Source organism: Streptomyces sp. NPDC025784 (assembly GCF_055558435.1).
Genome location: NZ_JBVHMN010000001.1, coordinates 626,142 through 640,172, shown reverse-complemented (window position 1 = coordinate 640,172; position 14,031 = coordinate 626,142). Strand labels below are relative to the sequence as shown.

The 14,031-nt window shown below is 71.7% G+C and carries 9 protein-coding genes; 1 reads left to right on the top strand and 8 read right to left on the bottom strand.

All coding sequences use genetic code 11. The features are described from left to right. Window positions 1-177: 177 nt before the first annotated feature. Window positions 178-927 (bottom strand): SDR family NAD(P)-dependent oxidoreductase, encoded by a 750-nt coding sequence (locus tag ACZ4IF_RS02795; RefSeq protein ID WP_467558936.1) that lies wholly within the window; start codon window positions 925-927, stop codon window positions 178-180. 207 nt (window positions 928-1,134) lie between these two features. Between ACZ4IF_RS02795 and ACZ4IF_RS02790 the strand changes: the two genes are divergently transcribed. Beyond that, entirely contained in the window at window positions 1,135-2,157 is a 1,023-nt protein-coding gene (locus ACZ4IF_RS02790) for an alpha/beta fold hydrolase (protein WP_467558934.1), read from the top strand. 262 nt (window positions 2,158-2,419) lie between these two features. Here the strand turns inward: ACZ4IF_RS02790 and fxsT are convergent, their stop codons facing one another. From fxsT to ACZ4IF_RS02755, 7 genes are all read right to left on the bottom strand, one after another. After that, entirely contained in the window at window positions 2,420-6,355 is a 3,936-nt protein-coding gene (fxsT, locus tag ACZ4IF_RS02785) for an FxSxx-COOH system tetratricopeptide repeat protein (protein ID WP_467558932.1), read from the bottom strand. Beyond that, entirely contained in the window at window positions 6,352-7,665 is a 1,314-nt protein-coding gene (locus tag ACZ4IF_RS02780; RefSeq protein ID WP_467558930.1) for a TIR-like protein FxsC, read from the bottom strand. Before ACZ4IF_RS02780 ends, fxsT begins: the two co-directional genes overlap by 4 nt. Before the next feature lie 93 nt (window positions 7,666-7,758). Continuing rightward, window positions 7,759-8,466 (bottom strand): AAC(3) family N-acetyltransferase, encoded by a 708-nt coding sequence (locus ACZ4IF_RS02775; protein WP_467559934.1) that lies wholly within the window; start codon window positions 8,464-8,466, stop codon window positions 7,759-7,761. Between the two features lie 62 nt (window positions 8,467-8,528). Next, on the bottom strand, window positions 8,529-10,685 hold the full coding sequence (gene fxsBH / locus ACZ4IF_RS02770; RefSeq protein WP_467558928.1) for a radical SAM/SPASM protein FxsBH, inactivated beta-hydroxylase extension form: 2,157 nt from the start codon (window positions 10,683-10,685) through the stop codon (window positions 8,529-8,531). Window positions 10,686-10,828: 143 nt separating this feature from the next. After that, complete coding sequence (locus tag ACZ4IF_RS02765; protein WP_028800985.1) at window positions 10,829-11,011, bottom strand: hypothetical protein; 183 nt, start codon at window positions 11,009-11,011, stop codon at window positions 10,829-10,831. Window positions 11,012-11,233: 222 nt separating this feature from the next. Beyond that, entirely contained in the window at window positions 11,234-12,847 is a 1,614-nt protein-coding gene (locus ACZ4IF_RS02760; protein WP_467558926.1) for a GAF domain-containing protein, read from the bottom strand. Between the two features lie 24 nt (window positions 12,848-12,871). Then, window positions 12,872-13,909: a rod shape-determining protein gene (locus ACZ4IF_RS02755; protein ID WP_467558924.1), complete on the bottom strand. Its 1,038-nt coding sequence runs from the start codon at window positions 13,907-13,909 to the stop codon at window positions 12,872-12,874. Between the last annotated feature and the right edge of the window lie 122 nt (window positions 13,910-14,031).

The following is a 14,031-nucleotide window of genomic DNA, read 5'->3' as shown; positions in this document are numbered from 1 at the left end:
GGTGACGGACGGGCGAACTGCGCGGGAACGCCAGTTCCCCACTCCTGAGACACGTGTGACGGCTGAAGGGTTGCACGCGGCGGAGGGCCGGGCCCCTCGGCGGAAGGCCGGAGATCCAGGACACGGCGGTTCGTCCGCGGTCGCCCCCGGGGCCGTCCGCGATCCCCGGCCGTCGGCTCAACGGCCCAGCGCGGCACCGCCGTTGATGTGCAGCAACTGGCCCGTCACATACGCGGCCTCGGGAGACGCCACGTACCGGATGAGCGCGGCGATCTCCGCCGGGTGGCCCGGCTGTCCCGTGAGGGACTGTGCCACTCGGGAGGCGACGAACTCCGGGGTCGCGCGGTCGCCGAAGAACTCGGTGTCGCCGACGAAACCGGGGGCGACCGCGTTCGCGGTGATGCCCTCGGGGCCGAGGCGCTGGGCGAGGTCGAAGGTGTAGGTGTTGATCCAGCCCTTGGAGCCGCCGTACGAGCCGGGGCCGCGCAGCGAGGCGATCGAGGAGAGCTGCACGACACGGCCGCCGGGGCGGCGCATGTGCGGGATCAGCGCCTCGGTGAGCAGAACGGCGGTCAGGACGTTGGCGTCGAAGTTGCGCCGGTAGCTCTCGGCGACGGAGGCGAGGCTGCCGTCGTGCGAAGGGGCCACGTTCCCGCCCGCGTTGGCGACCAGTACGTCGACCGGGGTGTCGTTCCCGGTGATGAACTCGCGGACCGACTCCACCTGTTCGGGGTCGGCGAGGTCCGCCGCGTACCAGGAGGCGGTGCCCGTCCCGTGCCGCTCGTCCAGTGCGTCGGCGGCCTTGCGCAGTACGTCCTCGCGGCGGCCGAGGAGCACCACACGGTCCCCGTCTGCCGCGAACGCCTCCGCCGTCGCCAGACCGATCCCGGTCCCGCCGCCGGAGACCACCACACGTCGCCCGCTCATGGACACCCCGCCCGTCTCGTTGCTGTCCTCGGATATGAATTCTGGTCAGATCCACATACGGAAGGCGACGCTACGGAGACCGCGAAGTGGCGTCAAGTGGCTTGTTATGAAGCTATGTTGACCTGCGCATTCGTTTCGTGGCACGGCCCGCCGGGCAGGGATGGGGCAGCGTTTGTCCCGGTCCATGGACCGAGGAAGGGGGGCGCTGTGCGCGATCATGTGCGGACGGCGGACGGACGGCAGCTGCGCGTGGAAGTCTCGGGGGATCCAGGGGGGCGCCCGGTGTTCCTGCTGCACGGGATGCCCGGCAGCAGGGTCGGGCCCAGGCCGCGTTCCATGTTCCTCTACCAGCGCGGCACCCGGCTCATCAGCTACGACCGCCCCGGGTACGGGGGATCCGACCGCATGCAGGGGCGCCGGGTCGTCGATGTCGTGCAGGACGTCACCGAGGTCGCCGACGCGCTGGGGATCGACCGGTTCGCGGTGGCCGGGCGCTCCGGCGGCGCCCCGCACGCGCTGGCCTGTGCCGCGTTGATGCCGACGCGGGTCACCCGGGCCGCCGCGCTGGTCGGGCTGGCGCCGCGGAACGCGGAGGGGCTCGACTGGTTCAAGGGAATGGCGCCGTCGAACGTCAACGAGTTCCGGACCGCGTTCACCGACCCGGAGCGCTTCGTGGCCCGGCTGATCCCACGGTCGGCCGCCATCCGGCGCGATCCCGTGCGGCTGCTGGAGGAATTGCGGCAGGACCTCACCGACGACGACCGGCAGATCGTCTCCGACAACACCATCCGCTCGATGCTGCTGCGCAACTACCGTGAGGCGCTGCGCACGTCGCCGTACGGGTGGATCGACGACGCGCTCGCGCTGACCGGGAACTGGGGCTTCGACCCGGCGGACATCAGGGTGCCGGTGCTCCTGTGGCACGGGGTGAAGGACGTGTTCTCACCGGCGTCGCACTCCTCGTGGATGGCGGCGCGGATTCCCCGTGCGACGGCCGTGCTGGAGCCGAGCGCGGCGCACTTCGCCGCGCTGCGGGCCCTGCCGAAGGTGCTGACGTGGCTGCTCGCCGATGTGCCGGTCTGGCCGGCGCACCGGCGGGGGCGGGGGGCGCACTCCGCTGCTGTTCCGGGTCCTTCCGTGCCGGGTCCTTCTGTTCCGGGTCCTTCCGTGCCCGTGCTTGATGTGCAGGTCTCCGGGGGCTGCCGCCCCCAGGCCCCCGCGTCGGCCTGAACGGCCTCGTCCTCAAACGCCGGACGGGCTGAGACTCGCCCCGCTCGCCTGGATGGGCGTCTTGTGGTGTCGGGCGGGCTGGGACTCGTCCCGCTCGCCTGGACGGGTGCTCTGCGGTGCCGGGCGGGCTGAGACTCGACCCGCCCGCTTGAACGCGCGCCCTGCGGTGCTGGGCGGGCTGGGACTCGCCCCGCTCGCCCAGACGGGCGTCCCGCGGTGCCGGGCGGGCCGGTAAGCCCGTCCGGCACCGCGCGGCCGGTGGTCACACCGCCAGTGGTTCCAGGTCCCGGTAGATGCGGCGGCCCTCCGCCGCCACCCGGGTCATGCCGTTATCGTCGCCGAGACGGTCGCGCAGCTCCGACAGGGCCTCGTCGCGCAGCCGCCCGGCCTCGTCCTTGCGGCCCAGCTCGGCCAGCGTGAGGCCGTAGTTGGTGACGACGGCGAGCGTCTCCGGGTGGTGCGGACCGAGGACGGTACGCAGGGTGACGACGGCCTTCTCCTCCAGTTCACGGGCCTCGCCGAGCTGACCCTGGTCGGCGAGGACGTTGGCGTAGTTGATGCCGGTGAACAGGGTGTGCGGGTGCTTCTCGCCGAGCACCTCGCCCATGCGGCGCAGCACCTGGCGGAACACGGTCTCCGCCTCCTCCGCGTCGCCGCAGCCCCAGTGGAATATCCCCAGGTTGTTGAGGGCGGCCTGGGTGTACGGATGAGCCTCGCCCGGCACCTTCATGTACTCGGTCAGCGCCTCCCGGGCGACATCGCGCGCCGCCTCCCGCTCGTCCGCGGCGAAGAGGTCGGCCGCCATGTTCAGGTCGCAGGCGAGCGAGTCCGGCGTCGGCGCCGGGTACTGCGCCCGGTACTGCGCGCGGGTGGCCGTCGTCAGCCGGCGCGCGTCCTCGAACTGACCTGCCCTGCGCAGCGACACGGCGAGCGACTTCGCGCAGCTCAGCGTGCCCGGGAAGTCCTTGCCGAGGATGCGTTTGTGGGCGTCGTAGGCGCGGGAGAGCAGGGAGACCGACTCGGTGTACCGGCCGACCTCGCGCAGGTCGCGGCCCAGCCGGGCGGCCGAGGCCAGCGTGTACGGATGGTCGGGGCCGAGGACCTCGATGCGCCGGTCGTAGGTGTCCTGGTCGATGGCGCGCGCCTCGCCGTACCGGCCGACCATGCGCAGCGCCAGCGCGAGGTTGTTGGCCGCACTGAGGGTGCGCCGGTGCGACTCGTGGAAGATCTGGCTGAAGCCCTCGTGCGCCTCGCGGGCGAACTCCACCGCCGATCCGTACACACCGAGCGCCGCGAGGTCGCTGGCCAGGCCGGACATGGTGACGTACGTGTGCGGGTGCGAGGGGCCGAGCACGCGCTTCTGGCGTTCCAGGAGCTCGGTGTTGATCTCCCGGGCCTCCACGTAACGCCCCTGCGAGCGCAGGATGTTGCCCAGCTGGCAGCGCAGGTACAGATACTGGACGTCGTCCTCGCCGAGGGCCGGCTTCCAGTGTTCGAGGAGGTCCTCGGCGAGCGCCTGGGCACCCGCGAACTCGCCGCGCTTCCAGAGGTAGCGGACGCGGTCGATGAGCAGCCTGCGGGTCGGCGCCTCGGTGCAGTTGCGGGCGTCGGACGCCGACAGGTGCGGCCAGATGACGGCGAACCTCGCCCAGGTCTCGGGGTCGTCGATGGGTTCGTCGCCGTCCGGCCGGCAGCCCGCCAGGACCGTGTGCACGATGTGCCGGGCGTGCCGCTGCTCCTCCTCGGTGAGCTGGGAGCGGATCACCGCCTGCACCAGTCGGTGGACCTGGATGCTGTTGCTGACCTGGTCGACCTTGGCGAGCGCGAACCGGCCGATCTCCCGGATGACCCGGCCGAGCAGCAGACTCTCCTGGAGGGCGGGGTCGTAGGGCCTGAGGGCGTCGATCATCTCCTTGCTGTAGAGCAGGTGGACGGAGATCGGCTCGGCGGCGAGGAACGCGCACAGCTGGAGCAGCCGCACCGAGGCGGGGGAGTTCTCCCGCAGCCGGGCTATGGAGATGTTCCAGGTCGCGGCGACCGTCTTGGGGTAGTCGGCGGGCTGGTTGAGGTCGAGGACCTCGGTGGTCTGCTCGGCGAGCTGGCGCAGGTAGTCGTCGATGGGCGTGGCCGTCTCGGCGAGCCAGGCGGCGGCCTGCTCGACCGCGAGCGGCAGGTCGCCCACCGCGGTGGCGACCTGGTCCGCCTCCTCGGTGGTGAGCCCGGAGGCGCGGCGGGTGAGGTGCTCGATGCTCTCCTCGCGCAGGAACACGTCGATGGGCAGGGAGGCGCCCTCCTGCGCCCACGCCTGATTGCGCGAGGTGACGAGGATGTGCCCGCCGCCCCCGGTGGGGAAGAAGCGGGTGAGCTTCGCGGGGTCGTCGGCGTTGTCGAAGACCAGGATCCAGCGTTTGGTGGGCGCGCCGCGGCCCAGCATCTGCACGGCCTCCTGGCTGGCCACGTTGATGTCCTCGCCGCCGGGCGCGCCGATGCGGGCGGCGAGTTCGGCGAGCGAGGAGACGACGTTGCCGGGGTCCTCGGCGGAGATCCACCACACGAGGTCGTAGTCCGCCATGAAGCGGTGCACGTACTCCAGCGCGACCTGTGTCTTGCCGACGCCGCCCAGTCCGAACAGTGCCTGCGGCTGCGGCAGGACGACCGATATGCCCCCGCTGAGCTGGTCGCGGACGTGGTCGAGGATGACGTTGCGGCCCGTGAAGGTGTTGTTGCGCTGCGGGGCGTTCCAGATGCCCGGGGTGCTGCCCGGGAAGCGGGGGCCCGAGGGTCCGCTGTCGAGGGGACGGCCCGGCAGCTCCAGGACGTTCAGCAGCGAGGTGATGCACTGGGCCTCGTCGAGACGGTGCAGGTCCACCGGGTTGCGGTCGAGGTAGGAGTCGGGCAGCCGGACCTCGTCGACCCGCAGCGCTGTCAGCGGGCTGTGCGGGGTGTCCGGGTCGGTCTCGGTGAGGGTGCGCCAGACGGCGTCGGCGTAGCGGGACTTGCGGAAGGCGTTCGACAGCAGCACGAGGGTGCGGGTCGCCGGGTCGGGCTGCTCGACGGGGCCGGTGGAGATGTCGTGCGGCACCACGTTGCAGCCGGCCCGCTTCAGGAGCGCCTCGGTCCAGTCCGCCCACATGCGGTTCTCCGCCGCGTACACGATGGAGACGTCGGCCACGGACGTCATCGGCCGGCGCCGCAGGAACGCGTCGCGGCAGCGCAGCCGCACCGGCTCCGGCACCGGCGGCAGCGAGGTGACCTCGCCGTCCGAGATGACGGCCGTGAGCCGCTCGAAGGCGGACAGCAGCGAGTTGGCGATGCCGCTCTCGTCGCCGACGGTGGCGAGCGTCTCCTCGTACGCGTAGTACGGGCGGTACGGGATCTCGACGTTCCCCCAGTACGCGGTCATCTCCTCGAAGGCGAGGTCCTCGCCGCCGAGGCCCTTGGGCAGTCCGTCGAACTTCATCCGGGCGAGCGCGCGTCCCGCGTCGACCTTCTCCTTCTCGCCCTCGTCGATGCGCATCGGCACCGGTAGCACCCGGATCTTGCGGTTCCGATAGCCGTCCTCGACGCTGCGGGCCACGGCCGCCGCGCCGTCGAGGGACTGGTCGCTGAGGGTGAAGCAGTCCACGAGCACGTCGGGCATCTGCATGGTGCAGATGTCGGCGTTGTCGGACAGCCCGGTGCGGCTGTCGATCAGGACGTAGTCGTACGAGGCCTTCATGTCGTCGCGCAGCGCGTCGAGGAACTGACCGCCGCCGAGGCGCTCGTAGAAGTTGTCCCACTCGAAGGACGACACGGTCGCGGAGTACGAACGGTCCTGGCGTCCGGCGGACAGGAAGTCGAGGGAGCCGCCTTCCTGGAAGCGCAGTCCGAGCCGTTCCGGGGTCAGGGAGATGGCGTGCGGTTCGACGCGCGCGTAGTCCAGGTGCCAGGGCCCGGAGCGCTGGGTGCCGGTGGTGGACGCCCAGGCGTACTCGTTGATGATGTCGATGACGCCGGTGGTGGCCGCGAGCGCGCTCAGGTCCAGGAACGGGTGGAAGAAGCGGTGCAGGCCCGGTGCCTCCAGGTCCCAGTCGACCGCGAGTACGCGTTTTCCGTTGGCGGCGAGGATCCATGCGGTGTTGGCCAGAGCCATGGTGCGGCCCGTGCCCCCTTTGTACGAGTAGAAGGTGATGATGCGTCCGTCCTGCACGGCCGTCATGCTTCTTCTCCTCCGTCGTCGGCTCCGCCTTCGTCCAGTGGCGGTTGGATGGGGCCCAGCAGGCGGGGCCTGCGGATCGGCGGGCCCACGGGCGGATGCGCCTCCGCGTGCTTGAGGTACTGCCGGGTCGCGTGCGCGACGACGGCGGGCAGTACGTCGGTGAAGGCCTTCAGGGTCGGGACGCCGTTGACGGCGACCCGGCAGTCGGCGCGCCGGCCCCGGTCCAGGATCAGCGGCAGCGTCTGTTCGAGGTCCGCGGCCAGCTTGCGGCCCTCGTCCCCGTGGCACTGGATGTCGGCACGGTTCCAGGGAACGATCGCGCTCACCCAGGGCCGGGCGTTGGCGTCGAAGGCCGCGAGTCTGCGCTTGCGTTCCTCGTCGGTCAGCGCCCACCGGTCGACCAGCAGGATGCCGGGGTGACTGGGCGCCGCCTTGTCGGAGTCGTCCGCCACCAGGTTCTCGCCGGTGTCCTCGTCGTCGAAGGACGACACCGTGATCCGGTAGTCCAGGGAGCGGATCAGCTCCTCGGCGAGCGCGGGCAGGGAGCGGGTGGACTCCGAGTGGTACGGGTTCCAGTCCTGGGCGTCCTCGCCGTAGGGCCGGGTGTCCCGGTGCCCGGGAATGCTGTGCCGGGTCGGCGCGGCCACGGTCAGGTGGATCCGCCGGGGCCCCTCGCCGCGCGGCTTGAACGCGCTGGGCGTGCTCTCGTAGGGGCGGGGCCTGCTGGACGGCAGCGGCGACTCGTGGGCGATCCGCACGATCCGCTGGGCGAGCCCGAGCACGGTCTCCTCGTACTCGTCGTGCAGCCGGTTCAGCTTGATCAGGCCGTAGATCCCGTTGGCCGCGTACCGGTCGCCGAACTGCGCCTGGTCGACATGGATATGCCGTACGGAATCAGGGAGTTGGGCGTAGTCGATATGCGTCCACAGCGCGGGGACGATGGCCGACATGGCGCCGGCGCCGGTGGCCCGCGCCCGCACGATCCGCTCGTTGAAGGCGAACCATTCCCGGCCGCAACTCTCACTGGTGAAGTACCGCGGCGAGAACAGCGGCACGAACACCCGGCACGTCGCGAGATTCTCGCTGAGTTTCTCCGGCCAGCCGTCCCCGGCGCGCATCTCGCGGTCCATGAAACCCGCGGGCGCGCCCGCGGGCAGATCCGTGAGCGCCATGATGTGGTCGCACAGATCCGTGAACAGGACGTGCACCCAGTGGTCCGGATCCCCGCCGCTGGACCCCCACGCCGGTGTGTGGGCGTAACTCAGGAAGAAATACGGCCGGTTGTCCGATGCCCGTTCAGGTATGTCCACGCGCCCCCCTGCCTGTGGATGTGCCCCTACGGGATGTTCACCTGGCCGGAACCCACAATCTTCCCGACCGAGGGCCCGCACGGGTCGCCTCTTTCACGTCAAACCATGTCGATATCCAGACATCTGGACACCCGCCAGGTCGACGGCCTTCCGCACCCCGAAGAGCAGCACCGCTCTCCCCGCCATTTCCCGTTCCGTCCAAAGATCACGCGGCAGGCGCGCCCCGATCGCCCCGAAGTCCCCGTCGTCCAGCACGATGTCCTCGTACGCCGTCCAGCGGCCCGGACCGCCCACCACGCAGTGGTAGGACCGTCGGGCGGGCGCGGGACGCAGCCGGTACTCGGCGAGATGGAAGGCGCTGCACACCTCGAACCCCACCCGCAGCAGCAGCACCTGTGCGTCGGCCGCGTACAGCTCGGCCATCGGGGAGGCCTCGCCGAGGTGGCAGTGCGGGTCGTGCCCGCCCAGCAGTTCCGCGGCGCGCGGGCCGAGGCCGGCCAGCGAGGTGTGCGGATGCCCGCTGCGCACCGAGCCCGGTGTGGTGCGTACGCACTCGGCGAGCACACCCATCGTCGGACAGGGCGTCGCCGCCGGGTCGAACGGCGGCACCGACGCCCGGAACACCGCCTCCTCGGTCTCCGACATGGCCGCGGTGAGCGCCTTGTACGCACGTGAGGTAAAGGAGTTCTCCGGCGTGAAGGTGGGCACGACGAGCGTGCCGTCGGGACCGAGCGCGTCGAGGAGGCCGTCCCGTACGTCCGCGGCGCGCACCCCCGCACCGCCGAGCGACGCGTGCACCATGAGGACGCCGCCGCGACGGACCCCCAACTCCGCGAAGAACTCGGCCAGTTCGCCGCGAGAGGTCACGACAGGACCGCCCACTCCGCCCGCAGTTCCTCGGCCAGCACCACACCGGTCTCGGTGAGTTCGTCCTTCGGGCGTTCGCCCAGCTGCTCCAGCGCGCGCTCCGCGCGGTCCAGCGCGGCCGCCCGCAGGGCCGCGTCGCCGGCGAAGTACGTGGCGTTGCCGAGCGCCCGGCTGGCCTCGTCGAGCAGCCGGCCGGCACGGTTGCCGGGCACGTTCAGGTCGGCCGTGCCGCGCAGCGCGGTGAGACGCGCCCGCCGCCCGGTGCGCGGCAGTTCCCGCAGGAACTCCTCCGGATCGAAGTCGACGGCCACCCCGAGCGCCCCGAGACCGTGGGCTCCGAGCCGCACGCCCGAGCCCTCCTTCAGCGGGGTGACCGTGGTGACCAGCAGCGCGTTCGCGTCGGTGCGCCAGCCGGGCGCGCGTTCGTCCATCAGGTCGAACGCCATGTGCAGCCGTCGGGCGAACGCGTCGAGCCGGCCGGGGTCGAGCGGCGGCGTGACGGGCACGGGGAAGCAGTCGCGCAGCGGATCGGCGTCGTCGAGGAGCAGGACGGTGCCGTCCGTCAAGGTCGTGGCGGGCAGCGGGCGCCACACCGAGGGGCCGTCCTCGGGCGCGCGCTCCTCGCCGGTGTGGGTGCGCACCCGCAGCCGGCCGGCGGTGACGGAGACCTCGACGCGTCCCGGTTCGGGGAGGGTGAGGGTGCCCAGGGTGGGCAGATGCAGCTCACGGGTGCGCTGGTGCCAGCGGAGTTTGAGGTCGGCGCCGGAGCGGACGGCGACGGCGGCGATCGCCGAGGCGAGCGGCGCCGGGCCGTCGAGCCGGTCGTGCAGGCTCTCCTTGAGCGCGGTGGACAGATAGGGGTGAGCGAGGACGTCGTCGACGTGGGCCGGGCCCAGCGGGCTGCCGTCGAGGTCCAGCAGGGCCCGCCACATCTCGTCCCAGTCCTCCTCCCCGGTGTGCCGGGCCATCGCGCGGGACAGCGCGTGCCGGATCGACTCGCCCTGCGCGAACCACAGCTCACCGCTGTCGTGGACGGCCGGGTTCAGCGCGCGGTCGGTGGTCCGCTCGGCGATGCCGTCGACGAGCGCGCGCAGGTCGGCGCAGAACACGGACGGATTGTCGAAGCCGCGGCCGGTGCTGTACCGGTGGGCGTAGAGCCCGCCGCCGCACGACTCGACGACCGGGCAGCGCCTGCAGGTGGAGCTGATCCCGGCCAGTCCGAGCTGACGTGCGCGTACGCCGGGGTGCCGGGCGAGCTCCCCGAAACTGTGCTCGAACACGTCGTAGCCCGTGGCGGGTGCTCCGGCATAGGCCGTCTTCAGCGAGTCGGCCTGCTCGAAGCTGCCGTCCGTCTCCACCACCGCCAGGTCGCTGGGCGCGAGCCCCATGGCCTCCGTCAGGCTCGGACCGCCCCGCAGGGTGCTGAGGACGGATTCGAAGGTGCGCACCGCAACCGTGCGGCCCTGTTCGTCCCACCGGTCGAAGATCCGCAGCAGCCACTGGGCGTACGCGGTGGGCGAGTCGACGGGTCTGTGGGGTGGGTTGTCCCAGGTCGAATGGGGCAGCAGGTAGTCGATGCGCGGCGGCTCCAGCGCGACCAGCGCGTCGTGCACCGCCACGGGGTCGTTGGCCACGTCCACGGTGCACAGCAGGCCGCTGTAGAGGTGCCGGTACTCGGGTCTGCGTAACAGGGCCAGCCCGCGCAGCACCCGGTCGTAGCTGCTGCGGTGCCGGCGGTCGAGCCGGTGCCGGTCGTTCGCGGCGCGGTCTCCGTCGAGCGAGACACTGACCTTGACGCCGAATTCCCGGAACACGTCGAGATGCCGGGTGTTCAGCTGGACGCCATTCGTGTGAATACGGAGATCGAGTTCCGTGACCTCGCCGAGAGTGCGTGTGAGTTCCGCACAGATGTTTCTCATGCGAACGGGTCCCACGAGAAGCGGTTCGCCACCGTGAAGGATCACGGAAACGGACGGGAGTTTCTGCTCATCGGCATACTCCGCGAATCTCCGGGCGACAATCCCGAGCGTTTCCTCGGAAATAAAGGTGGGGCGCCCTTTCCAGCTCTGGTCCGCATGTTCGTACACATAACAGTGATCACAGGCGAGGTCGCATCGACTGTGGATCTTGAGGACCAGCTGCTGAAGCTTCACTTGGTGAAGGGTAGTGCCGACAGCGGGCTGCTTGTACCGCGAACTTCCAGATCTTTCAAGCCGGTTGACGCCTCCGGCGCACGCGGACGGGCGCACCGGGCGGCTTCTGCGCCGCCGGATGCGCCCGTCCGAAGTCTGTGGGGCTAGAGAGCCGAGTCGAAAGTGATCGGCTTCGTGGGGCGCCGCCCGGGGATGTCCGTCACTCGTCCGGCCGACCGCACCGCGGCTGTTCCGAGCGGGTCGATGGCCGACAGAGGAGTGTGCTGCTTGCGCACGGGCCGGGCGGCGACGGGGCGGCGCGTCGTCGGCATCACCGAAACGTTCATTTGAGGATTGTCCACTCTTGGATAGGGGAATACTGCGTCCACCGCGGACCCTACCTGAGATCGGCGGACTCTACCCGATAAGAACGACAAGAGGCGAGTACTTCGTCGGAAGCGGCCGAAAAACGCCTTGGCCGGTCGGGACCCGTGCGCGGCGGGAAGTCGCAGCGGGCGGTGGGGCCGTCCGGGGCATTCGAGGACGTCAGTTCGCCGGGTGCCACGACGTCACAGTGGTGACTGCCAGATGACGGTGGTGTTCGCGTCGTCCCCGCCCGCGTCGCGCCCGCCGGTCGCGACCCCGTCCCCGCCCTCCACGCCGCCGCCCCGGCCCTGACCGCTCGTGCGGTCCGCACCTGTGGGGACGCCGTGGTCGGCTCCCGTGGGGATGCCGCGGTCGGCTCCCGTGGGGATGCCGCGGTCCGCTCCCGAAGGGGCGCCGTCCGCGGCGCCGTCGTCGCGCACGGTCAGCCGGACCCCGGGGCGGCGGTCGGGAAGCGTCGCGGTCACGTCGACCGTCACCTCGATCCACGACACCCCGGCGCGACGCGTGGCCGCGGCCAGCGCCCGGCGCAGCGCGGCCAGGAGCTGCCCGGCCACCAGCTCCGTGAGGCGGCTCTCGACGGGACCGGCGAACCGCACGGACGGCTGGAAGCCGACCACCGCCGCCGCTCCGGCGGCCTCGCGCAGCACCTTTCCGCGGAACGTGGTGGGGGCGTCGGCGGGCGGCTGCTGCAAGGCGAAGATCGCGGTCCGGACCTCCTGGACGGTCGCCCGCAACTCGTCGACCGCCCGGCCGAGCATCACGGACACGTCCTCGCCGCCCGCCACGACGCTCCTGCGCCGCGTGGACTCCAGCATCATTCCGGTCGCGAACAGCCGCTGCACGACCAGATCGTGCAGATCCCGGGCGATGCGGTCGCGGTCCTCGTACACCGCGAGCCGCTCACGGCGGTTCCGGGCGTCCGCGAGGACCAGGGCCAGCGCGGCCTGCGAGGCGAACTGCGTGGCGAGCAGCCGCTCCACCGAGGTGTACGGCCGGCCGCCGCGCGTGCGCGGCAGGGCCAGCGTGCCGATCAGGTGGCCCTCCGCCTGGAGGGGGAGCATCATGCTCGGCCCGAACCTGGTGCGCACATGCGTCGTCATCCGCGGGTCCGTCGCCGAGTCGTCGATGAACACCGGCTCACCGCTCAGGAGCTGATCCAGTACGGGGCTGCCCGGGGCGATGGTGGCGCCCACGATGTTCCCGGGATCGCCGAGCATGGACGCGGTCACGATCTCCATGCCGCCCGCCCGGTCGGGCTGGAGGATGACGCCCGCCGTGGCGCCGGCGAGGACGCGGGCCCGTTCGGCGACGATCGCCAGCGCGTCGGACGCCTCGTCGGCGGTCAGCAGCGCGGTCGTCACGGCGGCGGCACCCTCGATCCAGCGCTCGCGCTGCCGTGCCGTCTCGTACAGGCGGGCGTTGGCGATCGCGATGCCGGCCTGCGTGGCGAGGACCCGCAGCAGTTCCTCGTCCTCCTCGGTGAACGGCCCGTCCGGCTTGCCGGCGAGCCAGAGGTCGCCGAACACCTCGTCGCCGATGCGCAGCGGAACCTCCAGGCGGTCACCGGCCGGGACCGCGGAACCCTTCTCGGTGCCGGGCGCGTACGGACGCGCCGCACGGATCTCGACGAGCCCGTCGTGGCCCGGATCGTTCATGCCCAGCGCCGCGTAGCGCGCACCCGTCAGCTCCGCCGCGCCGTCCACGATGCGCTGGAGCGTCGCGCGCAGATCGAGGTCGGTGCCGACGCTGAGGACGGCCTCCAGCAGGGACGGGAGGCGGGGGACCGGGTCGGTCATGCGGCGCCCTCGGCGGTCGGGCCGTCAGCCCGCCAGCGGGTCCAGGATCATCGGCTGGATCATGCCCTCCAGCATGTAGCCCAGCCCCTGCACGGCACAGACGTCCGGCCTCTCCGCGATGTGGACGGGCATCCCCGTCGCCTCCCGCAGCATCTGGTCCAGCCCGGGGAGCAGCGCACTTCCGCCGACCATCATGATCCCGCGGTCGGCGAGGTCGGCCACCAGGTCCGGCGGGCATGTGCGCAGCACCTTGCCGATGCCGTCCAGCACGGCGGTCAGCGGTGTCTGGATGGCGTTGCGCACGGCGGCCGTGTCGACCTGCACGGAACGGGCGAGGCCGGTCGCCACGTCGCGGCCGTGGATCTCCGTGGACGTCGGGCCCTGCGCGGTGAGCCCGTTGCCCGAGAGGGCCAGCTGGAGGGGGCGTACGGCCTGGCTCGGCAGCATCAGCTCGTGCTGGTGTCGCAGGTGCTGCACGATCGCGTGGTCGACGGCCTCGCCGCCCACCGGGACCCGCTCAGCGGTGACGATCGAGCCCAGCGACAGCACCGCGAGCTGCGTCGCGGCGGCACCGCACACCATGACCATGGTGGCCTCGGGCTGCTCCACGGGCAGTCCGCAGCCGACGGCCGCGGCGATCAGCGTGTCGACGAGCTCGACCCGCCGTGCGCCCAGCCCGACCAGCGTCTCCACGGCCGCGCGCTGCGCCAGTGGGTCCGCGTCGTGCGGGGTGCACGCGGCGGCCCGCAACCGCGGCTTGCGGCGCAGCGCGCGGCGGACCTTGTCGCCGAGCAGCTGGCGCAGCATCCGCTGGGCCATCTCGATGTCGACGACCGTGCCGCCGGACACCGGCCGCATCACACGGATGTAGTCGGGCGTACGGCCCGTCATCTTCTCCGCGAACTCGCCCACCGCGATCAGCGCGCCCGTGTTCGTGTTGATCGCGGCGACACTCGGCTGGTCGACGACCAGGCCCGCGCCCTTCACGTACACCCGGGTCCGCGCGGCGCCCAGGTCGACGGCGAAGTGGCAACGGCGCAGCTGCTCCAGACTGGCGGTCATGGCAGGTCCTCCGAGAGCGCAGAGCATGGGCCCCGCCGGGCGGCGGTCCTCTTTCGCATCGTGCGCGGGCCGCCGGGGCGACGCCTTCTGTGGGGGGCCGGGCGGGGTGCCGCTGGACGGGT

What these genes read in the sequence shown, in the direction of transcription:
- ACZ4IF_RS02795 (WP_467558936.1), bottom strand. Translation starts at nt 927, where the DNA reads ATGAGCGGGCGACGTGTGGTGGTCTCCGGCGGCGGGACCGGGATCGGT.
- ACZ4IF_RS02775 (WP_467559934.1), bottom strand. Translation starts at nt 8,466, where the DNA reads ATGGTGCACGCGTCGCTCGGCGGTGCGGGGGTGCGCGCCGCGGACGTA.
- ACZ4IF_RS02765 (WP_028800985.1), bottom strand. Translation starts at nt 11,011, where the DNA reads ATGAACGTTTCGGTGATGCCGACGACGCGCCGCCCCGTCGCCGCCCGG.
- fxsT (WP_467558932.1), bottom strand. Translation starts at nt 6,355, where the DNA reads ATGACGGCCGTGCAGGACGGACGCATCATCACCTTCTACTCGTACAAA.
- ACZ4IF_RS02755 (WP_467558924.1), bottom strand. Translation starts at nt 13,909, where the DNA reads ATGACCGCCAGTCTGGAGCAGCTGCGCCGTTGCCACTTCGCCGTCGAC.
- ACZ4IF_RS02760 (WP_467558926.1), bottom strand. Translation starts at nt 12,847, where the DNA reads ATGACCGACCCGGTCCCCCGCCTCCCGTCCCTGCTGGAGGCCGTCCTC.